Source organism: Rhodococcus opacus (assembly GCF_012396235.1).
In the GTDB taxonomy this organism is placed as follows: Bacteria; Actinomycetota; Actinomycetes; order Mycobacteriales; family Mycobacteriaceae; genus Rhodococcus_F; species Rhodococcus_F opacus.
Window position 1 is genome coordinate 1 of the sequence record NZ_JAAXPA010000043.1, and the last position, 22,225, is coordinate 22,225.

Annotated in this window: 24 protein-coding genes; 14 read left to right on the forward strand and 10 right to left on the reverse strand. The window is 67.2% G+C overall.

Going from position 1 to position 22,225, the window contains the following annotated elements:
- Nucleotides 1-131: 131 nt before the first annotated feature.
- Nucleotides 132-926: an alpha/beta fold hydrolase gene (locus tag HGB39_RS35305; protein WP_005566291.1), complete on the forward strand. Its 795-nt coding sequence runs from the start codon at nt 132-134 to the stop codon at nt 924-926.
- Nucleotides 927-930: 4 nt separating this feature from the next.
- Here HGB39_RS35305 and HGB39_RS35310 read toward each other — a convergent pair whose 3' ends face one another.
- The 6 genes from HGB39_RS35310 to HGB39_RS35335 all read right to left on the reverse strand — a co-directional run bounded on the left by HGB39_RS35310 (nt 931) and on the right by HGB39_RS35335 (nt 7,442).
- Entirely contained in the window at nt 931-2,166 is a 1,236-nt protein-coding gene (locus tag HGB39_RS35310) for an acetyl-CoA C-acetyltransferase (protein WP_005566293.1), read from the reverse strand.
- Nucleotides 2,159-3,865 (reverse strand): AMP-binding protein, encoded by a 1,707-nt coding sequence (locus tag HGB39_RS35315; RefSeq protein ID WP_043789621.1) that lies wholly within the window; start codon nt 3,863-3,865, stop codon nt 2,159-2,161. Before HGB39_RS35315 ends, HGB39_RS35310 begins: the two co-directional genes overlap by 8 nt.
- Nucleotides 3,862-4,710, reverse strand: coding sequence for an alpha/beta fold hydrolase (locus tag HGB39_RS35320; RefSeq protein ID WP_043789624.1), 849 nt, complete (start codon nt 4,708-4,710; stop codon nt 3,862-3,864). Before HGB39_RS35320 ends, HGB39_RS35315 begins: the two co-directional genes overlap by 4 nt.
- Nucleotides 4,707-5,510, reverse strand: a complete 804-nt coding sequence (locus tag HGB39_RS35325) for a hypothetical protein (protein WP_005566298.1) — start codon at nt 5,508-5,510, stop codon at nt 4,707-4,709. Before HGB39_RS35325 ends, HGB39_RS35320 begins: the two co-directional genes overlap by 4 nt.
- Nucleotides 5,507-6,700 (reverse strand): acyl-CoA dehydrogenase family protein, encoded by a 1,194-nt coding sequence (locus HGB39_RS35330; RefSeq protein ID WP_005566299.1) that lies wholly within the window; start codon nt 6,698-6,700, stop codon nt 5,507-5,509. The genes HGB39_RS35325 and HGB39_RS35330 overlap by 4 nt, the downstream gene beginning before the upstream one ends.
- A gap of 136 nt (nt 6,701-6,836) precedes the next feature.
- Nucleotides 6,837-7,442, reverse strand: coding sequence for a TetR/AcrR family transcriptional regulator (locus tag HGB39_RS35335; protein ID WP_050998621.1), 606 nt, complete (start codon nt 7,440-7,442; stop codon nt 6,837-6,839).
- Nucleotides 7,443-7,645: 203 nt separating this feature from the next.
- On the opposite strand from HGB39_RS35335, the gene HGB39_RS35340 reads away from it, so the two are divergent.
- The 7 genes from HGB39_RS35340 to HGB39_RS35370 all read left to right on the forward strand — a co-directional run bounded on the left by HGB39_RS35340 (nt 7,646) and on the right by HGB39_RS35370 (nt 12,392).
- The gene (locus HGB39_RS35340; protein WP_005259034.1) at nt 7,646-8,125 is read left to right on the forward strand and encodes a nuclear transport factor 2 family protein; all 480 of its coding nucleotides are present in this window, start codon (nt 7,646-7,648) and stop codon (nt 8,123-8,125) included.
- Nucleotides 8,122-8,475 carry a DUF485 domain-containing protein gene (locus HGB39_RS35345; RefSeq protein ID WP_005566301.1) on the forward strand — a complete coding sequence of 118 codons (354 nt, stop codon included), beginning with the start codon at nt 8,122-8,124 and terminating at the stop codon, nt 8,473-8,475. The genes HGB39_RS35340 and HGB39_RS35345 overlap by 4 nt, the downstream gene beginning before the upstream one ends.
- Nucleotides 8,472-10,076 carry a solute symporter family protein gene (locus tag HGB39_RS35350; protein ID WP_005566303.1) on the forward strand — a complete coding sequence of 535 codons (1,605 nt, stop codon included), beginning with the start codon at nt 8,472-8,474 and terminating at the stop codon, nt 10,074-10,076. Before HGB39_RS35345 ends, HGB39_RS35350 begins: the two co-directional genes overlap by 4 nt.
- Nucleotides 10,077-10,218: 142 nt before the next feature.
- Entirely contained in the window at nt 10,219-10,689 is a 471-nt protein-coding gene (locus HGB39_RS35355; RefSeq protein ID WP_005566305.1) for a nuclear transport factor 2 family protein, read from the forward strand.
- Between the two features lie 20 nt (nt 10,690-10,709).
- Entirely contained in the window at nt 10,710-11,282 is a 573-nt protein-coding gene (locus tag HGB39_RS35360; protein ID WP_005566307.1) for an LmrA/YxaF family transcription factor, read from the forward strand.
- 34 nt (nt 11,283-11,316) lie between these two features.
- On the forward strand, nt 11,317-11,640 hold the full coding sequence (locus HGB39_RS35365; RefSeq protein ID WP_064080657.1) for a putative quinol monooxygenase: 324 nt from the start codon (nt 11,317-11,319) through the stop codon (nt 11,638-11,640).
- Between the two features lie 53 nt (nt 11,641-11,693).
- Entirely contained in the window at nt 11,694-12,392 is a 699-nt protein-coding gene (locus HGB39_RS35370; RefSeq protein ID WP_005566309.1) for an HAD family hydrolase, read from the forward strand.
- A gap of 32 nt (nt 12,393-12,424) precedes the next feature.
- Here HGB39_RS35370 and HGB39_RS35375 read toward each other — a convergent pair whose 3' ends face one another.
- On the reverse strand, nt 12,425-13,507 hold the full coding sequence (locus HGB39_RS35375; RefSeq protein WP_005566311.1) for an NAD(P)H-dependent amine dehydrogenase family protein: 1,083 nt from the start codon (nt 13,505-13,507) through the stop codon (nt 12,425-12,427).
- Between the two features lie 121 nt (nt 13,508-13,628).
- Here HGB39_RS35375 and HGB39_RS35380 point away from each other — a divergent pair, with 121 nt between their 5' ends.
- The 6 genes from HGB39_RS35380 (at nt 13,629) to HGB39_RS35405 (ending at nt 17,936) form a co-directional block, all read left to right on the forward strand.
- Entirely contained in the window at nt 13,629-14,117 is a 489-nt protein-coding gene (locus tag HGB39_RS35380; protein ID WP_005566313.1) for a hypothetical protein, read from the forward strand.
- 324 nt (nt 14,118-14,441) lie between these two features.
- Entirely contained in the window at nt 14,442-15,674 is a 1,233-nt protein-coding gene (locus HGB39_RS35385; protein WP_043789643.1) for an alkane 1-monooxygenase, read from the forward strand.
- A complete protein-coding gene (locus tag HGB39_RS35390; RefSeq protein WP_005259056.1) occupies nt 15,674-15,841 on the forward strand; it encodes a rubredoxin in 168 nt (55 codons plus the stop codon). The genes HGB39_RS35385 and HGB39_RS35390 overlap by 1 nt, the downstream gene beginning before the upstream one ends.
- 1 nt (nt 15,842) lies before the next feature.
- Entirely contained in the window at nt 15,843-16,028 is a 186-nt protein-coding gene (locus tag HGB39_RS35395) for a rubredoxin (RefSeq protein ID WP_005251084.1), read from the forward strand.
- A gap of 5 nt (nt 16,029-16,033) precedes the next feature.
- The gene (locus HGB39_RS35400; RefSeq protein WP_005566315.1) at nt 16,034-17,299 is read left to right on the forward strand and encodes an NAD(P)/FAD-dependent oxidoreductase; all 1,266 of its coding nucleotides are present in this window, start codon (nt 16,034-16,036) and stop codon (nt 17,297-17,299) included.
- A 10-nt stretch (nt 17,300-17,309) separates the two neighbouring features.
- Complete coding sequence (locus HGB39_RS35405) at nt 17,310-17,936, forward strand: TetR/AcrR family transcriptional regulator (RefSeq protein ID WP_005259060.1); 627 nt, start codon at nt 17,310-17,312, stop codon at nt 17,934-17,936.
- A 32-nt stretch (nt 17,937-17,968) separates the two neighbouring features.
- On the opposite strand, the gene HGB39_RS35410 is transcribed toward HGB39_RS35405, so the two are convergent.
- The 3 genes from HGB39_RS35410 to HGB39_RS35420 form a co-directional block, all read right to left on the reverse strand.
- Nucleotides 17,969-19,147: a 4-hydroxybenzoate 3-monooxygenase gene (locus tag HGB39_RS35410; protein ID WP_005566316.1), complete on the reverse strand. Its 1,179-nt coding sequence runs from the start codon at nt 19,145-19,147 to the stop codon at nt 17,969-17,971.
- Between the two features lie 91 nt (nt 19,148-19,238).
- A complete protein-coding gene (locus HGB39_RS35415; RefSeq protein WP_005566317.1) occupies nt 19,239-19,976 on the reverse strand; it encodes an IclR family transcriptional regulator in 738 nt (245 codons plus the stop codon).
- A 16-nt stretch (nt 19,977-19,992) separates the two neighbouring features.
- Nucleotides 19,993-22,068 (reverse strand): acyltransferase family protein, encoded by a 2,076-nt coding sequence (locus HGB39_RS35420; RefSeq protein ID WP_005566318.1) that lies wholly within the window; start codon nt 22,066-22,068, stop codon nt 19,993-19,995.
- Nucleotides 22,069-22,225 lie beyond the last annotated feature (157 nt).

A 22,225-nucleotide genomic window follows, 5' to 3' on the forward strand; every position in this document is an offset into this window, starting at 1 on the left:
GACGACGCCGGGCGTAAGGTTGTCAGCTACGACTTCGCGCTCGATCCCGCCGCGGACTGAGACACCACCCTCCCCCGGGCGACGCGAAAGATCGTGTCGCCCGGGGGATCGACGTTTGTGGAGGAATCATCATGCCGAGCACATCACCGGTGCGGTCAACGGAATTCGTGCACACCGCGACGGCCGTGATCGAGGTCGTCGTCGAGGGCAGCGGTCCGTCGGTGATCCTGCTGCCTTCGCTCGGGCGCGAGTCGTACGACTACGACGACGTCGCGAGTGGACTCGCGCAGAACGGCTTCCGGGTCTCCCGACCCCAGCCGCGTGGCATCGGCCGGAGCACGGGACCATTGGAGAACATCACGTTGCGCGACCTGGCCGCCGACATCGGAGCGGTGATCGAGGCGCAGGACAACGGTGCGGCCGTCGTTCTCGGTCATGCCTTCGGGCACTACGTCGCCCGGATGCTCGCCGCCGACCGGCCCGACCTGGTGCGCGGCGTCGTCGTGGCTGCGGCGGGCGCCCGCAACTACCCGGCCGCACTGACGGCGCTGGCGGTCAAATGCTCCGATTCCTCACTGCCCGACGAAGAGCGGATCGGCTACCTGCAGATCGGATTCTTCGCCCCCGGCAACGATCCGAGGGAGTGGCTCACCGGTTGGTATCCGGAGGTGTCGAAGCGGCAGCTCGCCGCCTCGTCCGCCACACCCAAGGAGGAGTGGTGGGATGTCGCGCACCAGCCGATCCTGGATCTGCAGTCCGCTCTCGATCCGTTCCGCCCGCGTGAGACGGAGAACGAATTGCGGGATCGGTTCGGCGAATTGGTTACCGTGACCGTCGTGCCGAACGCGAGCCATGCGCTGATGCCGGAAGCGCCCGCACAGGTTGTGCGGGCGCTCACCGACTGGATTCGGGCTCTCGACAGCTGAGCTGTCAGACCCTTTCGAAGATGGCGGTCAGCCCCTGGCCACCGCCGATGCACATAGTCTCCAGGCCGTAACGGACTCCGCGACGGTCCATCTCGCGCAGCAGTGTGGTGAGGATCCGCACTCCCGTCGCGCCGACGGGGTGCCCGAGCGAGATTCCCGAGCCGTTGACATTGGTGCGGTCGAAATCCTGTGCACCGAAGTTCCATTCGCGCGTGACAGCCAGCGCCTGTGCGGCAAAGGCCTCGTTCAGTTCGATGAGGTCGATGTCGGCGAGGGTCAGCCCGGCGCGTTTCAGGGCCCGTTCGGTGGACGGCACCGGTCCGATGCCCATCTCGGACGGCTCCACCCCCGCGACCGCCCAGGTGACCAGGCGTGCGAGGGGCCGGAGCCCCAGACGCTCCGCCTCCGCCCGGGTGGTGACGAGGCATGCTGCCGCACCGTCGTTCTGCCCGCTGGCGTTGCCGGCGGTGACGGTCGCGTCGGGGTCGGTGGCGCCCATGATGGGCCGCAACCGAGCGAGCGACTCGATTGTCGTGTCGGCACGGGGGTGCTCGTCCCGATCGACGACCTGCGGATCGCCCTTCCGGACGGGAACTTCCACCGGCACGATCTCCTCGGCAAACTTTCCCGAGTCGATCGCGGCGACCGCCCGCCGGTGGGAACTCACCGCGAGCTCGTCCTGCTCTCGACGGCTGATGTCGTACTTGCGGCGCAGGTTCTCCGCCGTCTCGAGCATGCCGCCCGGCACCGGATAGTTGCGTCCGCCTGCGGTGACACGACCGCGGGCGAGCCTGTCGAGGAGCGCTGCCGGCGCACCTTTGGCTCCCCAGCGCATCGACTCCGTGTAGTACTCGGCGCGGCTCATCGATTCCACGCCGCCGGCGATCACCAGCTCGGCGATCCCCGTCTGCACCCGCATCGCCGCGTCGAGCACGGCCTGCAGACCGGATCCGCAACGACGGTCGAGTTGCTGACCGGGAACCGTCACCGGCATTCCCGCGTCCAGGGCCACGACGCGGCCGATGGCAGGCGCCTCACCGTTTGGGTAGCACTGACCGAAGATCACGTCGTCGACGCGGCCCGGATCCACCTTCGTCCGCGTGAGCAGTTCGGACACCACCCGAGCGCCGAGGTCGGCGGCGGGCGCGTCCTTGAACTGCCCGCCGTATCGGCCGACGGGGGTGCGCAGGGGCTCGCAGACGACGACGTCGTCCGCCTGGGCATTCGTACTTTCAGGCACTGCGGAAATCCCTTTCGTGATCGGTCCAGCGCTGCGCCCATTCACGCAGTTCGACCGCTCGGATCTTGGCTCCGTTGCCGCCCACGGTGGTCGGCATTTCCTCGATCACGTGCACCGCGGCGGGAACCTTGAACGCCGCCAGCGACTCTGCGCACCAGGCCCTGAGCTCGGCGGCGCCGGCCGACGTGTCTTCGGTGGGAACGACGAACGCCACGGCCTCGGTGTATCCGCCGGTGCCGGTGATGCCCACGACCTTCGTCAGGTGGACGGCGTCGTGTTCCGCCAGCCGGTGCTCGATCTCGGCGGGGTCCACCAGGAACCCGCGTAGCCGGAGCACGTCCCCCATTCGGCATACATACGTATAGCCTCCGTCGCCGGTCGCGACGGCAAGGTCGCCGCTGCGGAACCACCCGTCCCTCGTGAACGCCCGTGCGGCCGCATCCGGATTGCCGAGGTAGGCGTCGACGACGTTCGGTCCGCGCACCTGAAGCTCACCCTGCTCACCGTCCGGAAGGACCGAGTCGTCGAGCGGATCGACGATGCGAACCTCGATGCCGGATTCGACCGGGCGCCCACCGCCGTTCCAGCGCAGGGATTCCGGGTCCGCGGCATCCCACAGCAGCATCAGGGCGAACACCTCGGACGACCCGAAGACGCCCGTGGTGACGGCACCGAACTCGTCACGCACCCACGCGGCCACCTCGTGCGAGCGGCCGAGGAAGTCGGCGATGCCGAGGCGCTTCAACGACGACAGGTCGGCACGGTTACCCGCGTGCCACGTGTCGTGGAGCCGGGTGAAGAGATCGTCGCCGCCGACGACGTGCGTGACCTTCAGCGACTCCATCCGGGCCAGCGTGACCGCGGCGTCGAAGACGGGCTCCATCAGCAGCGTACCGCCGCCTGCGAGAGTGGCCAGGGCAGTGCTGTATCCGAACACCCCCGACACCGGCAGCACGCACAGGGTGACGTCTCCCGGTTCGACGGCAAGGACGACGGCGTCGGCTCGCGCGTGCCGGACCACCGCCGATTCGCGATGGGCTGCGAGTTTGGGAACACCGGTGGATCCGGATGTCGTGAACGCGACCGCGAGCACGTCGTCCGGGGCAGCCCGCTCACCCGCAGCGGTGATGGTCGCCATGTCGGGTGTCACCGGCACCTGGACGGTGCCGGTGTCCGCGCTGCCCGCTGTCCAGGCGCCACCGCCGAGGTCGAATCGCGCCGGGTCGGGGGCGTCGCCCGTCGTTCCGGGACCGCGCACGACGGCGACTGCCGGCGCCGGGAGGTCGAGGGAGTGCTGTGCCTCTCCGAGTCGTCCGAACAGGTCGAGACCGTGGAAGTGATCGGCCACGGCGACCACCGCGGGGCGCGCCGAGGTGAGAATGTGTGCGATCTCGTGGGTGTTGTACCGGGTGTTGACGCCGATGACGTGTGCACCCACGGCGGACGCGGCGAGTTGCCAGACGATCGCGTCCGACCAGTTCGGCAGCAGGACGGCCACACACTGGCCGCGCCGGACGCCGACGCGCAGGAGTTCCGACTTCAGGCCGTCGACGCGGGCTCGGAGTTCGCTGCGGCTGGTGACGATCGGCTCGCCGTCGACGACGTCGAGGGCGGCAGCGGCACCCGGGTCGGCGGTCACGAGTTCGTCGAGCAGCGAGGCGAGTGTGTCACGACGCGTCGCCGTGTCGTGCGCCGTCACGAGAGCACCACCGCCGCACGCAGATCGGTCAACCACTCGTCCGCCATCGAGGCGAAATCGTCGATCTCCTCCATGGGGTAGTGGCCGATGCCCTCGAGCAGAGTGAACGACGCAAGTCCGGGACGGGCGGCGTCGAGTGCCGACACGGTTTGCTCGACGCGTCCGGCGTCGATCCACGGATCCTGCGCTCCGGCGACGAGTCTGAGAGGACAGGTGATCTCGGCGATCCGGTCGCGCACGTCGTGCGTGCCCCAGCCGATCAGGTCGGAGGACGAGATCTCCGGGTCCTCACGCTTGTGCATCGTGGCGATCAGGTGCGCCTTCGCCTCGGGCACGGTATGTCCGACGGAGGCGAGCGTGCCCAGGTAGGTGCGGTCGGCGCGGCTGGGCCCGGCGACATCCTCGAGTTCGCGGCGCAGCCCACCCACGTTGACGCGGCCGGGACCGGCCTCCGCTGCCATCGCAATCGCTCCGGCCAGCGGCCTCGACGACCGCGTGGCGAGCTCGAGTGTCAGCTTGCCACCGATGGAACACCCGACGACGAAGGGCCGTTCGACGGCGAGTGCGTCGAGGACCTTCCCGAGCCAGTCTCCGAACGTGACGATGCTGGTGACGGGACCGTCGACCGCGGGCTCGGAACGTCCGTGCCCCGGAAGGTCGGGGACGATCACCCGGTAGCCCCGGCTTGCCAGTTCGGACGCGACGCGCCGCCACTGGACTCCGCTCTGGCCTGCGGTGTGCAGGCACAGAACTGTGGGCGCCTCGGTGTCCGGCTGATTGTCGGGGGTGATGATCTCGACGAAGCCGAGCGCTCCGTCGATCTCCAGGTATCGGGCCTCGATCATGGCCGGGCCTCCCTTCCGCACGTGAGTGGCAAAGAGTGCCCCGACACGCTTTGCCACTCACGTGCGGCGCTGCGGGCATGGGCGATGATGATGTCGAGTGGTTTGGTCAGGCGCAGGTACTCGTACCCGTCACCGCTGGAGGAGAATTCGCCACTGATGGCGCGGCGCATGAAATCGTTCCGTTCGGCGAACACGAGGTCGACCCAGGTGACGGCCGGGGCGATGAGCGTGAACGTGGCCCCACCCGGGACGCGGCGGGCGACGTCGATGATCGTTCCGCGGTAGATCCGCAGCTGCAGTTCGCGGGCCCGGCCCGAGGAGTCGGTGCAACGCAGACCCACGGTGCCGTCCCACGTCGACAGTGAGGACGCGAAGGCTGTATCGGTGGAGAGGGATTCGCGGAGACGCTCTCCCCAGGCCGGTGTGCAGAAGTCGACACCGGGATCGAAACGGACGTCGGACGGTTCGGGCGAACGCCACGTCTCGATTCCCTCCTCGCGAATCGACCCGGCCTCGTCGACGAGCCGCACGTGGCGATCGAACTCGGCTCCGGTCTCGGACTGTTCGACGCGCGTGACGACGGACTCGACGTGGACGACGTCGTCGCCCGCCACCGCGTACTGCGAATTCCATTGCAGTCCGGTGCGTGTGGCACCGGACGTCGTCGCCGGAGCGAGTACTCCCGCCACGACGATTCCCGTCAACGACGCCTCCGGCAGCGACAGTCCGAGTTCGGAGACGCGCCGGGCGTCGCTCACAGTGCGATCGCCGACGGCGATGCTCGTGGTGAGTGTGCTCATTCGCCCGCCCTTCCCAGGAGTTCGTCGGAGATGATCCGCATCTGGATCTCGCTGGTGCCCTCGAAGATCTTCGTCAACCGCGCATCGCGCCAATGCCGTTCGACCTGGAAGTCGGTGGTGTACCCGGCGCCGCCGTGAATCTGCACCGCCTCACTCGTGACCCGCTCGGCCATCTCCGTCGCCACCAACTTGCACATCGACGCCTCCAGCGAACACCGCCGGCCGGTGTCGATATCGGTGGCCACCGAGTACATCAATTGCCGGGCGGCCTCGATGTCGGCGGCCATCGTCGCGACCTTGAACCGCAGATGCTGAAAATCGGCCAACTCGTGCCCGAACTGCCTGCGGGTGTGCAGATACGCGATCGAATCCTCCAACGCGCCCCGCGCCAGACCGATCGCGCGGGCCGCGGTATGCGCCCGCCCCACCTCGAGACCGGACACCGCCAAGTAGAAGCCCTTGCCCTCCTCACCGAGCATGGACGTGGCGGGCACCCGGAAATTGTCGAACGAGAGCTCCCACGTGCTCCACCCGAAATATCCGATCTTGCGGATCTTCGTCCCGCTGATCCCTTCGGGGAACCCGCCGCGCTGCTTCTCGATCAGGAACGCGCTGATCCCGCGGTGCGGTTTCGCCGGATCTTTGTTCGGATCGGTGCGCGCGAACAGCACCAGGTAGTCGGCCTCGTCGGCGTACGTGCACCACATCTTGGTGCCGCTGATCACCCAATCGTGGCCGTCGCGGGTCGCGCGGCACGAAATGTTCGCCACATCTGATCCGGCCTCGGCCTCCGACAGGGCGTACGCGCCGAGGTACTCACCGCGGGCGACCTTCGGCAGCAGCGCCGCCTCCTGCTCCGGGGTGAATCCACCGCCCATCCCGTTACCGCGGGCCAGCAGCCCCGACACGCTCATCCACGCCCGGGACAACTCCTCCGCGACCAGGCAGTACTCGAACACCCCGAGACCGAGACCGCCGTGCTCCTCGGGGATCATGATCCCGAAGAACCCGACCTCGGCCATCGCCTTCTTCAACGTGTCCGGGATGGTGCCCTGCACCGGGTCGAGTTCGTTCGCGACCGGGAGCACCTGCTTCATCGCGAAATCGCGTGCCAGGTCGCGGATCGCCACCCGGTCCTCGGTCAGATACCGCGGTGAGTCGGTACGCGGCTGTGACGGCCGGTGAGTCATGGACACTCCTCATCCACTCGAACTACGGGGCGCGTGACTCGGGAGAACTCGCGGTTCCACACTCGGATCACATTAACGCTTGTTCACCCAGTACAGCACGGACGGGAACGCACCGTCAATGCCGAATCTCCCCGATTCAGGCGGGACGGTATCCGACCAGGTTGAGCGCATAGACGCCGTACGAGTCCGCGACCGCCTGCGCGGACAACGGTCCGTCCGGGCGGTACCAGAGCGCGATTCCCGCGCACATGGTGAGCACCGCGGTCACCGCCTGGTGAACATGGGGGACGTCGAAGTCGCCGCCGGCCACCCCCGCCTCCGCGATGGTGACGAACAAATGCTCCTGCGCGTCGCGCGAGCCCACGACCCGTTTGCGGTCCACCTCGTCGAGGTACCGCAGTTCGGTGTTCGCCACCAGGCAGGCTTGCTGGTTGCGGGCGGTGTACAGCGAATGCGCGACCACCGCAGCCGTCCACTGCTCCGCCGGTGCGGACCCTGCCCTCCGCAGTGCGGTCCGGGTGGCGGTGAACTGCTCATCACTGGCCGACCGCAGAATCTCGACCAGGAGCTCGTCCTTGTTCTCGAAGTGGTTGTACACGTTGGCGGCGCTGCAGCCAGCACGTTTGGCGATGGTGCGCATGGTCGCCGCGTGAAAGCCGGCGGTATAGAACTCCTCCAGCGCCGCGTCCAGGATCCGCTGCCGGACGGAGGGAATCACTGCACCGCTTGACCGAGTGTTCATCCCTCGGAGGGTAGGTGCCACGCGAGGCGCGGGCAATACAACCTGAAGAAAATGCAGCTCACCACGCATCACGCACGGCGGACAGGGCGAGCGGCGCACGGTGTTGACCGACGGTAGCGCGTCCGTTATGGTCCAGATCACGTGAACGATTGTTAATTACCGGTTCGCGCATTCCGCTCCTCACACCGTGGAGGTATGCCACCTTGAGCACCCTCGAAGAACGAATCCGCCGCCTCGAAGACCTGGAGGCCATCCGGTACCTCGACGCGCAGTACTGCCGCCATCTCGACGACGGCAACTGGGACGCCCTGATGGATCTGTTCACCGACGACGGCGAATTCGACGGGCTGTCCAACCCGAAGGGCAAGAGCGAGATGCGAGCGTTCTTCGCCGGCCTCGCACCCGGCGGGCTCACCGCGTTCTGGCACTTCATCACCAACCTGGAGATCGACCTCGACGGCGATCGCGCCACCGTCCGCTCGTTCCTGTGGCAGCCCTGCGTGTCCGACGGCAACGCCTCGATCGCCGCCGGCCGCTACACGGACGAGGCCGTCAAAGTCGACGGCCGCTGGCTGTACCGCGTCAAGCAGGTGCGCTTCCACTACTTCGGTCCGCTCACGGAGGGCTGGGACGAGAACCAGTTCGCGCTCGACTCGGCGCGACGTGCGGCGGTGAACGCGTGACCACCGAGTCCCCCGCCACCGCGGCGAGCGCAGCCGTCTGGTCACCGATCCTCGCATTGCCGGAGTTCGTCGAACTGCGGCGACGACGCCGGGCCGTCACCACCGGACTCGGCCTGATCGCGATCGCACTGTTCTCGGGGTTTCTCGTCGGATTCGCCTTCTTCCCCGAATCCCTCGGCGACAACACGGCATTCGGCATTCCACTGTCTCTGTGGGTGGTGTTCTCCCAGTTCGCCGGCACCTGGGTGCTCGTGTACGCGTACTTCCGCCTCTCCCGTACCTTCATCCAACCCGCCGCCGATGCCGCCGTCCGGGCCATCGCGCAACGTGATCAGGAGCGTGCCTCATGACCGGCGACGCCGATTTCCTCGCCATCGGCATCTGTGCCGCCGTCATCTCGCTCACGCTGTGGGTGACGTTCGCCGCATCGCGCCGAAGCCGTAGCGCCACCGGATTCTTCGCTGCGGGACGCTCGATCACCGGCTGGCAGAACGGTTTCGCGATCGCCGGCGAATTCATCTCCGCGGGCAGTTTCCTGGGCACCACGGGCTTGATCTTCTACAAGGGCGTCGACGGCGCCGTTATCCTGTGCACGTCGGTGGTCTCCTTCCTCCCCGTCCTCTTCCTCCTCGCCGAGAAGATGCGGAACGTCGGAAAGTTCACGCTCGCCGATGTTCTGGTGTTCCGGACCGGCGCACGTCGCGTCCGGGTGGTGGTTGCACTCAGCACCATCGTCACCGGCACGTTCGTGCTGCTCGCCCAACTCGTGGCGGCCGGCGTACTGCTCGAGTCCGTCTCGGGGATCCCGTTCGGCCTGTCCGTCGTGGTCGCCGGATCACTCATGGGCATCTACGTCTTCGTCGGCGGAATGCTGGCGACCACGTGGGTTCAAGTGATCAAGTCGTCCATCCTGTCGATCCTGGCGATCGTGGTGTGCCTCGGGATCCTCGCGAAGTTCGGCTTCAGCGTCCCCGGCATGCTCGGGGCGGCAACCTCGAACGCCGCGGCCGGAGATGCCATCCTCTCGCCGGGCCTGATCTTCGGGCAGACCGGTGCGATCAACCTGATCTCGTACTCCCTGGCGTTCGCGCTCGGCACGGCCGGCATGGCGCACATCCTGATTCGCTTCTTCACCGTCCCCGAGGCCGCGACGGCACGGAAGTCGCTCGGCTGGACCGTCGCGCTGTGCAGCATCTTCTACCTGATCGTCATCGTGATGGGCTTCGGCACCGCCGCGCTTCTCGGTCCCGACGGGGCGGATCGGGTCGGCGCCGGCGGCAATCTCGCGGCACCCACGCTGGTTACGGAACTCGGCGGAGGCGTCGGCACCATCGGTGGTTCGATCGCGCTGGCCATGGTGGCAGCCGTCGCGTTCGCGAGCATCGTCGCCGTCGTCGCGGGCGTCGTGATCTCGGCTGCGGGAACGTTCGCCCACGACGTGTGGCCCACCCTCACCCGCCGGAAGTCCGCCGATGCCGGCACGGAGACGGCGGATGCCCGCGAGGCGAAGGTCGCCCGGTACGCGGCGGTCGCGTTCAGCGTCGTCGCGATCGGACTGACGATGGCGATCGGCGACACCACCAACATCACCTACTTCATGGGTATGGCCTTCATGGTCGCAGGCAGTGCGCACCTGCCCAGCCTGCTGCTCAGTCTCAACTGGCGGCGGTTCAACAGCACAGGCGCCGTGTGGGGCATCTCGGTGGGATTGGCATCCACCGTGGTCAGCCTGATGTTCACGGAGGCGCTCTGGCTGGGTAGTGGTCCGGCGCCGCTGACCATTCAGTTGCCGGTGATCATCACGATGCCGCTCGGGCTGGCCGCCGCCGTGATCGGCTCCCTCGCCGGCGAACGCCTTCACGGACGTTCGGCGGATCGAGACGAGAAGTTCGCCGAGATGCTGGTCCGCGCCGAGACCGGTATCGGCGCGGAACTCGCCGAAACACACTAGGTTTCACGCTCGGCCGATGCCCTCGCCGTGACGGCGGGGGCATCGCCCGTGCCGTGTGTCCGCCGCAACCCTGGACAGCGCACTGTACCAATTGGTACAGTCTGTACTGATAGGTACAACACCTCCCGGAGGAGCGCTCACCATGTCCGTTCGCCCACCCGTACCCCCGTTCACACTCGACACCGCGATCGCGAAGGTCCGCGCCGCCGAGGACGGCTGGAATTCCCGTGATCCCGAGAAGGTCGCGCAGGCTTACACCGAGGACAGTTGGTGGCGCAATCGGTCCACCTTTCTGCAGGGGCGCCGCGAGATCGTCGACTTCCTCGCCGGGAAGTGGGACCGCGAACTGGAATACCGTCTGATCAAGGAACTGTGGGCGCACGACGGGAACCGGATCGCGGTCCGGTTCGCGTACGAGTTTCACAACACCGACGGGCAGTGGTTCCGCGCGTACGGCAACGAGAACTGGCAGTTCGACGACAACGGTCTGATGCGGTGGCGTCACGCCAGCATCAACGACGTGCCGATCGACGAATCCGACCGCAAGTTCTTCTGGGATATGTCCGGCGTGCGACCGTCGGATCATCCCGGGCTGAGCGATCTCGGCCTCTGACCGGCACACGAGGAGTAGTCATGCCCCGAGCAGTAGCCGAGCGCGGCGGCGTCGTCCCCGTGCTGGCGGAGGTGTTCCGATCCCACGGGTTCGACGGCGCGAGCCTGGCCGTCATCACCGAGCACACCGGACTCGGCAAAGGCAGCCTGTACAACTTCTTCCCGCGCGGCAAGGACGAGATGGCCGAGGCCGTCCTCGACGAGGTCGACGCCTGGTTCCAGACCGCCGTGTACCTGCCGCTGCGCGGGTCCGAGCCCGCCACTGCCCGTCTGGAGCGGATGTTCGAGGAGGTCGAGACGTACTTCCGGTCGGGACGCCGAATCTGCCTGTTCGGGGCGTTCGCGCTCGGCCTCGAACGTGACCGCTTCGCGGACCGGGTGCGTGCCTACTTCACCGACTGGGTCGATTCGCTCGCCGGCGCCCTCGCCGACGCCGGCCACGGCAGGCAGTCGCGGCCGCTCGCCGAGGAGGTCGTCGCGGGAATCCAGGGCGCGCTCGTCCTCGCGCGTGCCCTGGACGACCCCGACAGTTTCACGCGCATCCTCACCCGGCTACGCCGCTCGGTCGGGGATCCGACGACATCGCGCGCGTAGGATTCGAATCGTCGACTCGAGAAGTGAGGCAGCCGTGATTTTCATCGTCGTCAACTTCACCGTGAAACCGGACCACGCGGACGGCTGGCTCGACCTGGTGCAGCCGTTCACCGACGCGACCCGGAACGAACCGGGCAACCTGTGGTTCTACTGGTCGCGGGCGGTGAAGGATCCGAACTTGTACGTCCTCGTCGAGGCGTTCCGTGACGACGACGCCGCCGTCGCCCACGTGCAGAGCGAGCATTTCCAAAACGCCATGCGCGAGTTGAAACCCGCCCTCGCACAGACACCGCGGATCATCAACACCACGATCGACGGCACCGAGTGGTCGCTGATGGGTGAACTCGAAGTCGACTGACCCCGTCCGGCTTCACCCTGAAGTCGAGCGCACCGCGCGTTAGCCTGGAAAACGTGGCTTCCGATCTCACCGAATTCGACGCAGTGATCTTCGACTTCTCCGGCACGCTGTTCCGGCTGGAGGAGGACGACAGCTGGATGGCCGACCTCACCGACCACGACGGTGAACCGTTCGACCTCCACCAGCAGGCCGAGTTGATGCGGCGCATGACGGCGCCGGTCGGTCAGACCGTCGAGATGGACGCGGCCGAGCACCACGCGTGGACCAACCGCGACCTCGACCCTCGGTTCCACCGGCAGGCGTACCTCGACGTCTTGCGCAAGTCCGGGGTCGCGCACGAGGACCAGGCGGTCGGGCTGTACGAGCGGGTGATCGACCCGGGATGCTGGAGCGCATATCCCGACACCGCGGAAGTGCTTGCGTCACTGAAGGACCGTGCTGTCAAGGTCGCGGTGCTGAGCAACATCGCGTTCGACATCCGGCCCGCGTTCGCGGATCTGGGAGTCGAGCATCTCGTCGACGCGTTCGTGCTGTCGTTCGAGGTGGGTGCGATCAAACCGGACCCGAAGATCTTCGAGCACGCCCTTACCGCGCTCGGCTCCGAGCCCGAACGCACTCTCATGATCGGCGACAGCGAGGAAGCCGACGGCGCCGCACGCAAGGTGGGCTGCGCGTTCGCACTCGTCGAACCCGTTCCCCTCGCGGAGCGCCCCGACGGTCTCCGAAATGCGCTCAATGCCTTCGGCCTGTGAGTACTTATTAACCACGGGCGGTTAACAAGTACTCACAAGCGCGAAGCGCACAATCCGCGGCCGGTGACGAGAGGCAGATCGAGTGCGGTCACCAGCCCGGGCTTCGCCTCGACCACCGCGTGCACCGAATTCACCAGCCGCATCGCGGTGACGATCATCCCCGACACGTTGTGGTCGCCGTTTTCGCCGTGGTGGTTGAACTCGACGGTCATCATCGGCTCGCCCGTGATGTCGATGCGGTAGCACCCGTCGCCGCGGGTCGGTTTCGGCCAGTCCGGTTTCTGTTCGGGGTGGGTGCGGGTGACGTGCTCGAGGACCACGCGCGGCACCCCGGCGACCGTGCCGACGACTTCGAATCGCACCGCCGCCACCGTTCCCTTCGCGATGTGGCACGACAGAATGTCCAGATCCTGCTCGGCGGGGATGCGTTCGAACTTCTCGACCAGCGGCTCGTCAAGCGTGAGGTCCAGTCCCGCGGCGATCTGACGCACGACGCTCCCCCACGCCAGCGACAGCACGCCCGGCTGGAACAGCATCGGCGTCTCCTCGACGGGTTTGCCGAAACCGAAGATCTCGCTCATCACCACCGGCTGGTAATAGGTGGAGTAGTCGGCGATCTCGGAGCACCGCACCTCGTCGATCCGCTGCGACAGGCTCGTCATGGCCAGCGGCAGAACGTCGTTCGCGAACCCGGGGTCGATACCGTTCACGTGGAGACTCGCGTCGCCCTGCTCGCCGGCGCGCCGGATGCGATCGACGAGTTCGTCCGGGACCACACCGATCGGATACTGCAACAGAACGGGTCCCGAGGACACGACGTTGATGCCGGCCTCGAGGAACGAGATCAGGTCCTCGATGGCGTCGAAGATGCGGTCGTCCGTCATCGCCGTGTGCACGATGCAATCCGGCTTCAGAGCGAGAAGTGCCGCCTTGTCGTCGGTCGCCGCCACGCCGAGTTCTCGGCCGAGGCCCGCCAGCTCCCCGGCGTCCTTCCCGACCTTCTCCGGGTTGGACACCCACACGCCGACCAGTTCGAGGTCGTCGCGGGCGTCGATCCCTGCGATGGCGTGACGCCCGACCGTACCGGTGGACCATTCGACGACGCGGTATGTCATGAGTTCTCTCCGAGTTCCAGAAGTAGCACCCCTCCCGCGAATGTAACAGGTTCTAGTTTACCCGGGTGGACGATTGCCGAAGAGTGCTGTCGCGGTTCGGCGTCAGGGAGAATCCATACGTATGACACCCGCCGACGTCTACCGCGCACCGATGCGTTCCCGTCGCGACGACGTGATCCCAGGGCTCGCGGTGCAACGCGCGCTCGCGATGGACGTGTGTGGAATCGGCGGGTTGCTGGCCCCACCTCCCGTCGATCTGAGTGAGGCGCTCGACGCGACCGAGCGCACTTACGGTGATCCGGCCGCGCGCCGGCTCGAACGCTTCACGCAGGTGCTGGACGGATCGTTCGTCTGGTCGCGTGACGCCGACGGGCTCTACCTCCTCGGCCGGATCGACGGTCCGTGGCGCTACGACTCGAGTCCGGAGGCCGCGGCTGTGGATCTGGTGCACCTCCGAGACTGCGAGTGGCTCGACGCACCCGTCGCCGAGCTCGACGTACCGCCCGCGACCGTGCACACCTTCGCCCGCGGTGGACGCAACTTCCAGCAGACCCACCACCCTGACATCGCCGAGCAGACGCAGCGCGTGTGGGACCGCGGAAGGCGGTGAAATGCTTCGCCCGTGAGTACTTGTCAACCACCGGTGGTTGATAAGTACTCACGGGCGGAGCTACCAGCGGTACCCGAGCAGGCCCAGGACGAATTCGAGCCAGTCGGGAAGTCCGGGGTCTCGGAACATCGAGGGCCTCCTCAGCACGGTGCAACGGTGTCGACCTCTCTATCGGCAGCGAAGACCCCGGCGTTAGAGCACTGCATCTTGTCGGATTTACAAATCTTCAATTTTGTCTAGACGCTGGATCGAAGTCCGTGTACTGTCCAAACGAGAGTGAGCTGGTTCATACCGGTACGGCCACTGGACGAGGAGGTTCGGATCGTGACGACGTCGAATATCAGCAGGATGGCAGGAGAGGCACCACCGGAAGCGTGGCGTGACCGCAAGCGCTACCTGTGGCTGATGGGATTGATTCCCCCGACCTCACTGTTCCTCGCTGCGGGGCTCGTGTGGGCTTTCAACCAATTGGGATGGTCGGCGGCAGCACCGGTGTGGTGGTGGATCGGCGCCCTGCTGTTGTTCGGACTGCTCCCCCTCCTCGACCGGTTCTTCGGGCCCGACGGCCAGAACCCTCCCGAGGAAGTGATGGAACAGCTCGAGAACGACAGGTACTACCGGTACTGCACGTACGTGTTCATCCCATTCCAGATGGCGAGCCTGGTGTTCGCGTGTTACCTCTGGTCGGCGGACAATCTCTCCTGGCTCGGCATCGACGGCGGCCTCGGGCTGGTGTCGAAGGTCGGCGTCGCGTTCACCGTCGCCGTCATGGGCGGCATCGGCATCAACACCGCACACGAGATGGGTCACAAGAAGACCGAACTCGAACGGTGGCTGGCCAAGATCACTCTCGCGCAGACCTTCTACGGCCACTTCTACATCGAGCACAACCGGGGCCACCACGTCCGAGTCGCCACGCCGGAGGACCCGGCGAGTTCACGTTTCGGAGAAAGCTTCTGGACGTTCCTGCCCCGCAGTGTCTGGGGAAGCCTGAAGTCGTCCTGGGAGCTCGAGAAGACGCGGATGCAGCGACTCGGCAAGAGCACCTGGAGCATTCACAACGACGTGCTCAATGCCTGGCTCATGTCGGTGGTGCTGTTCGGTGCGCTCATCGCCATATTCGGTCCGGTCGTCATCCCGTTCCTGATCATTCAGGCCGTCTACGGATTCTCTCTCCTCGAGACGGTCAACTACCTCGAGCACTACGGCTTGATGCGTCAGAAGACCGCCAGCGGCCGCTACGAGCGCTGCGCTCCCGCACACAGCTGGAACTCCGACCACATCGTCACCAACATCTTCCTGTACCACCTGCAGCGCCACAGCGACCATCACGCGAACCCGACCAGGCGCTACCAGACGCTCCGGAGCATGGACGGCGCCCCCAACCTGCCCAGTGGCTACGCCAGCATGATCACGCTCGCGTACTTCCCGCCGCTCTGGCGCAAGGTGATGGATCACCGCGTGCTCGACCACTACGACGGTGACATCACCCGTGTGAACATCCAACCCGGCAAGCGTGAGAAGGTGCTGGCCAAGTACAGCGGCGGAGTTCGGTGATGGCCGCCTACCAGTGCCCGGTCTGCGACTACGTCTACGACGAGGCGTCCGGCGCACCGCGTGAGGGATTCCCCGCCGGCACCGCGTGGGCCGACGTGCCCGACGACTGGTGCTGCCCCGACTGCGGGGTCCGCGAGAAGATCGATTTCGACCCGAGGGTGGCGTGACATGAGCACCGATTTCAAGCTTTACCGCTGCGTCCAATGCGGATTCGAGTACGACGAGGCCGAGGGCTGGCCGGAGGACGGCATCGAGCCCGGCACCAGGTGGGACGACATTCCCGAGGACTGGTCGTGCCCCGACTGCGGGGCCGCCAAGGCGGACTTCGACATGGTCGAGGTCAGCCGGGCGTGAGCGCAATGTCGAATCACTCCACGGAACTGTCGACGGTGGTCATCGTCGGGTCCGGTATCGCGGGGGCGAGCGCCGCGCAGACGCTCCGGTCGGAAGGCTTCAGCGGACGCGTCGTCCTGATCGGAGACGAACCCGCACCGCCCTATCGGCGTCCGACGGTGTCGAAAGACTTCCTGTCGGGTGCCACGGCGGCGGAGAAGACCGCACTGAAGCCGGGCTCTTTCTGGAAGGAAAGAGATATCGAATTGATCACCGGTGCAACGGCAGTCGAACTCGACACCAGGCGGAAGTTGGTGACGCTCTCCTCCGGAGAGACCCTGTCATTCAGTGCTCTGCTGCTCGCGACCGGCGGCCGGGCCCGAAAACTCGAGGGTGTCTCCGGTGCGCACTTCTTCACTCTGCGGTCGATGGCCGACGCCGATTCCCTTCGCGAGTCGATTCGACGCACCGGGTCCCTGCTCGTGATCGGCGGGGGTCTCATCGGATGTGAGGTCGCGGCCACGGCGCGGTCGCTCGGCGCGGAGGTCACCGTCCTCGAACGCGACCGGTCGCTCCTCAGTCGAATTGTGCCCCCGGACATCTCGACGATGATCGCTTCGCTGCACTCCGAGAACGACGTCGACGTCTGCACGGATGTCGCACTGTCGTCGCTCGACGTGAGCGACGACGGCTCCGCCCGCGCCACCGCGGACGACGGTCGCAGCTGGAGTGCCGGCACCGTCCTCGTGTCGGTCGGCACCGTCCCCGAGGTGACGCTCGCGGTCGCGGCGGGACTGCGCGTCCACAACGGCATCACCGTCGATGGGCAGTTTCGCACGTCGGCCGACGGTGTCTACGCGGCCGGCGACGCGGCCAACATCCCCGGTGTACGTGACTCGGAGCGTTACCGTTCCGAACATTGGAATGGAGCTCAGGCCCAGGGGATTGCCGCCGCGCACTCCATCCTTGGAAAGCCCGCGCCGTTCACCGACGTTCCGTGGGGGTGGTCCACGCAGTACGGCCACAACGTGCAGTTCGCCGGCGCGACCCGTTTCGACGACGACTACGTGATCCGCGGTTCGATCGACGATCGCGATTTCACAGCGGTCGCGGTGCGTGAGGACACGCCGGTCGGGGTCATCGCCGTGGGCCGCCCGAAGGACCTCCGCACCGTGCGCACGATGATCGCCCGGGGCGGCACCGTCGACCGCGCCGCGTTGGCGGACGAGTCGGTTGCTCTGACCGACGTGCTCGCCGACGAGCGGGAAGGTCGGGTCGCGGCCGCCCGCTAGCATCGAGGTCATGTCCGCAGACGACCGCACCGAGCGACAGAGTCGATACCGGCTGGCCGCAACGTCGCTGATGCGGGAGACCACCCTCGATGCGCTTCGGGAGCTGCTGCTCGAACGTCCGTGGCCGACAATCACGATGACCGACGTCGCGGTCGCCGCGGGCCTGAGCAGGCAGACGATCTACAAAGAGTTCCGATCGCGGCGCGGCCTGGCGGAGGGGTACGCACTACGGCTGACCGACAACCTCGTCACCGTCATCGAATCCGCTCTGTACGAGAACCCCGGCGACGCGACGACTGCGCTGCGGCACGGGTATGCGACGTTCTTCGAACTCAGCGGAGCCGATCCCCTGGTGATGTCTCTGCACCAGGGGAAGGCACCGGAAGATCTGCTGCGCCTGATCACGACGGACAGCAACATCATCATCCGACCCGCGGCCGAACGGCTCGCACAGACGCTGCAACGGTCGTGGGTGAACTCCTCCCCGGACGACGCGGACGTCATCGCGCACGCCATCGTCCGGCTCGCCCTGAGTTTCATCGCCAACCCACCCGAGGACACCGCGGCGGCGTCGGCGAACACCGCCCGGCTCTTCGCCCCGTTCGTTGCGGCTCCGCCACCCGTGAGTACTTATTAACCGCCCGACGTTAACAAGTACTCACGGGGGCGTCAGCCCAGCGGAGTGCCGACATAGTTCTCGGCGATGAGGGTGCGTCCGGCGACGGACCGGGTGACCATGTCCAGTTCGGCGACCTGCCGCTTGTGTCCGAATCCGGTCTCGTCGGGGAGTCGGTGCAGCATCGAGGACATCCACCAGGAGAAGTGCTGGGTCCGCCACACGCGCGGGAGGACGCTGTCGGTGTAGCCCTCGAGCCCGGCCCGATTGCGGGTGGCGAAGTATTCGGCCATCGCCTTGGAGAGGAAGTACACGTCGGCGATCGCCAGGTTCATGCCCTTGGCGCCGGTGGGGGGCACGGTGTGGGCGGCGTCGCCGGCGAGGAAGAGGTTGCCGTGCTGCATGGGTTCGCACACGAAGCTGCGGAACTGCAGGATCGACTTCTGGAAGATCTTGCCGTCCTTGATCTCCGCGCCTTCGCCGTCGACGCGGGCGTGCAGTTCCGACCAGATGCGGTCGTCGGACCAGTTGTCGACGGAGTCGTCCGGGTCGACCTGCAGGTAGTGCCGCTGGACCTCCGGGGTGCGGGTGCTGATGAGCGCGAAGCCGCGGGGGTGGTTGGCGTAAATCAGTTCCTCGGACGACGGCGGGGCCTCGGCGAGGATGCCGAACCAGGCGAACGGGTACTGGCGGAAGTGGTCGGTGCGCACGGTGGTCCCGGGGATGAGACCGCGAGTCGAGGTCCGCGAGCCGTCGCAGCCGGCGACGAGCGCGCAGGTGAGCGTCTGCTCGTTGCCGTCGGCGTCGAGGTAGGTGATCTTCGGGTTGTCGGACGTGTGGTCATGAACCTGCACGTCGGAGACGCCGAAGCGGATGTCGCCGTCGTCTTCGAGACGCCGGGCGATGAGGTCCTTGAGGACCTCGTGCTGTGGGTAGACGGTGACGGCGCGGCCGTTCGTCAGTTCGTCGAAGTCGATGCGGTGGCCGCGGCCGCCGAACCGCAGTTCGATGCCGTGGTGGGTGAGCCCTTCACGCTTGACGCGGTCGCCGAGTCCGGTGTCGACCATCAGGTCGACGGTGTTCTGTTCGAGCACACCGGCCCGGATCGTTCCCTCCACCTCCTCGCGGGTGCGGCTTTCGAGCACGACGGAATCGATGCCCTTCAGGTGCAGGAGATGGGACAGCATCAGTCCTGCGGGACCCCCGCCGACGATCCCGACCTGTGTGTTCATGAGCAGACTCCTCGCGTAGTTCGTGACACCAGTCACTGTGCTGCACGCCGTGTGATCGCAACACCCCCTCTTTCACTGAGTGAAAGACGAGCTACGCGACGCCGCGGGAAATGCCGCGCGCCGCCGCCCGCACCGCCGGAATCAGGGGCGCGGGATCCTTCTCCGCCGGAACCACGACGGACACCGCTGCCACCACCTCACCCGTCGATCGCGACACCGGCGCGGCCACGGCCAGCGTTCCGACGTTGAGGTGTTCGCGGCACGTGACCCAGCCGGTCCTGCGGATGTCGTCGAGGGTGCTGCGCAGGCGATGTTCGGTGGTGATGGTCGACGGCGTGAAGCGTTCGAGCCCCGCAGCGAGAACCTCGTCGAGGAGGTCCGTGCCGCCGAATGCCAGCAGCACGAGACCGCCGCTCGACGCGTGCAGCGGCAACCGGCCACCGGCTCTCCCGACGACGGTCACGGCGCCGCGCGCCGACAGCCGTTCGATGTAGAGCGCCTCGAGATCTTCCCGGACCACGAGCTGGACGTTCTCCCGCGTCGCCTCGTACAGGTCCTCGAGATACGGCAACGCCACCTGCCGCAATCCGTGGGCGCGGGGCGCGAGCGCACCCAACTCCCACAGCCGCACCCCGATCTCGTAGTGCCCGTCGTCGACGCGTTCGAGGGCGCCGTTGCCGACCAGTTGGCGGCACAGCCGGTGCACCGTCGGCAGCGGCAGCCCGGTGCGCCGGCTCAGCTCCGACTGCGACAGGCGAGGGCGCTCCGAGGTGAACGAACCCAGCACCAGGAAGGCGCGTCCCAGCATGCTGCGGTCGTCTTCGGACATGCCGCCAGTATCCCGGTCACCACCAGCGGGTGGCCATGCCGATCTGACGGTCGAGTTCGGGGACGAGGCTCCGGACGTACGTCGCCGAGAGGTGATGCGAATCGTGGTACACGAGGATGTTGCCCTGCACCGCACGGCAGATCGCCACGTCACACACGGCGTCCGTGAGGTCGAGCGGATGCACCGACGGCAGGGCGCGGGCCGCCTCGAGCGTCGGGTTGTCCGGGGCCAGCACGTCGTCCCGGGGCATTCCGCAACTGTCGGCGTCGCCGCCGTCGGCGAGGCAGTCGACGACCGAATACGGGACGCCGTCGTTGTGCAACCACGGCGTGTCGCGGATGCCGAGGAACGGGAGCCCGAAATCCGCGAGCCGCGCCCAGAGGCCCACGTAGTCGTCGGGGGTGACGTCGCCGGCGCCCTCCTCGTTGGGACGCGAGGACGTCGAGAACACCCAGTCCGGTCGGTGATCACGGAGACGGTCGAGGACGTCGCGGGACCAGTCGCCGCAGTCGGGATACGGCTCGCCGGCGAGCAGCGGAACGTCCGCGACGGTCAGCGGGCACCCCATCTTGAGGTACGTCTCGACCCGGATGCCGCGCTGTTGCCCGATGCGATCGAGCGCGGGCACCCAATGCTCGGCGTGGGAACTGCCCACCACGGCGATCGTCCGGTCGGCGGTGAGGTCGCCGTACACACAGGTGACGACGTCGCGGGTGCTCAGATCGGAGATGCAGCCGTCGAGGGTCGGCTGCGGAAGATCTCCCGACGCTTCGAGCAGGGTGGGTCGCATGTCCGTGCGCGGCGCGAACGCGCCGTCGGTCAACGACGCCGCGCCCGGGTACAGCCACGGGTCCAGCTCACCGACCCGGGCGGTCGTCTCGGGGTTGCGGACCAGATACACGTGCCAGCCGCACGCGGTCCCCACCACGGCGACGCCGAGGATCACGACCAGCGCGGTCAGCGCTCGCCTCGGACGGGCCGACCCGGTCTTGAACCGCGCTTCGACCAGCCGCTGGGTGAGCCACGCCAGCATCAGCGACACGAGGATCACCGCGAGTCCGCCGAGCGCTCCGACTGCGGGCCGCTCCCGCCACGTGAGGTAGAAGATGAGGATCGGCCAGTGCCACAGGTACAGCGAATACGCCAGGCCACCGAGTTCGACGAACGGCCGCGACGCCATCATCGTCACGATCCCCGGCTGCTCGGACTCGCCTGCGCCCGCGAGGATCAGCGCCACCGCCGCGCCGACCGGGATCAGGGCGGCCGGGCCGGGGAACAGGGCGGCGCCGTCGACGAGGAACCCGCACCCGAGGACCACGGCGAACCCCGACATCGCGAGGACGGTCCGCGACCGCCGGGGCAGCGCGACCCGGTGCACGACGAGCGCGAGCAGCGCCCCCGCGAGCAGCTCCCACAGTCGCGCGAACGTGTCGAAGTACGCCCACGACTGCCGGTCCTGCGACAGCACGGCCGCGTAGGCGAACGACGCCACCGACCCGAGAACGAGGACACCGCCGAGCACGGGCCGGAGAAGGTCCGGTCGGCCGCGACGACGGCACGTCCACGCGATCCCGGCCACCACCGCGAGGGCGAGCAGATAGAACTGACCCTGCACGGACATCGACCACAGGTGCTGGAGCGGACTGACCGACGCGTCGGCGGCGGCGTAGTCGGATGCCGTCCGGGCCAGCTGCCAGTTCTGCACGTACAGCAGTGACGCGAGGAGTTGGTCCGCGATTCCCGACCACTGCGTAAACGGCCGCTGGATCACGGTCACGACCGCGGTCGCGGCCGACACCACCACGAGCGCGGGCAGCAGCCGGCGGGCGGTGCGCCGCAGGACGGCGGGTATCGACGGACCCGAGTCCGCCCCGGCGCGTCGCACGAGCATGCCCGTGAAGAAGAACCCGGAGAGGACCAGGAAGATGTCGACGCCGCCGGACACCCGCCCGAACCACACGTGATAGACCACGACCAGCGCGATCGCGATTCCGCGCAGACCGTCGAGGTCGTACCGGTAACCGCCCGCGGCCGACGGCCGCGCCGCGGCGTGGCTCGGACGGCTCGCAGCCACCTGGGGGTTGGGTCTCACAATCCGTCCTGGCTCATCGACTCGGTACCCGATCGATTATCCACACCGGGTTTACCAGTTCTTGACCAACCCGAGCGGGGCCGAATGCCGCATCGGTCCAGTCGGACGGCACCGGGTGACATTGGGCGAGCGCCCAGGATCGGCGGACCGCCGGGGT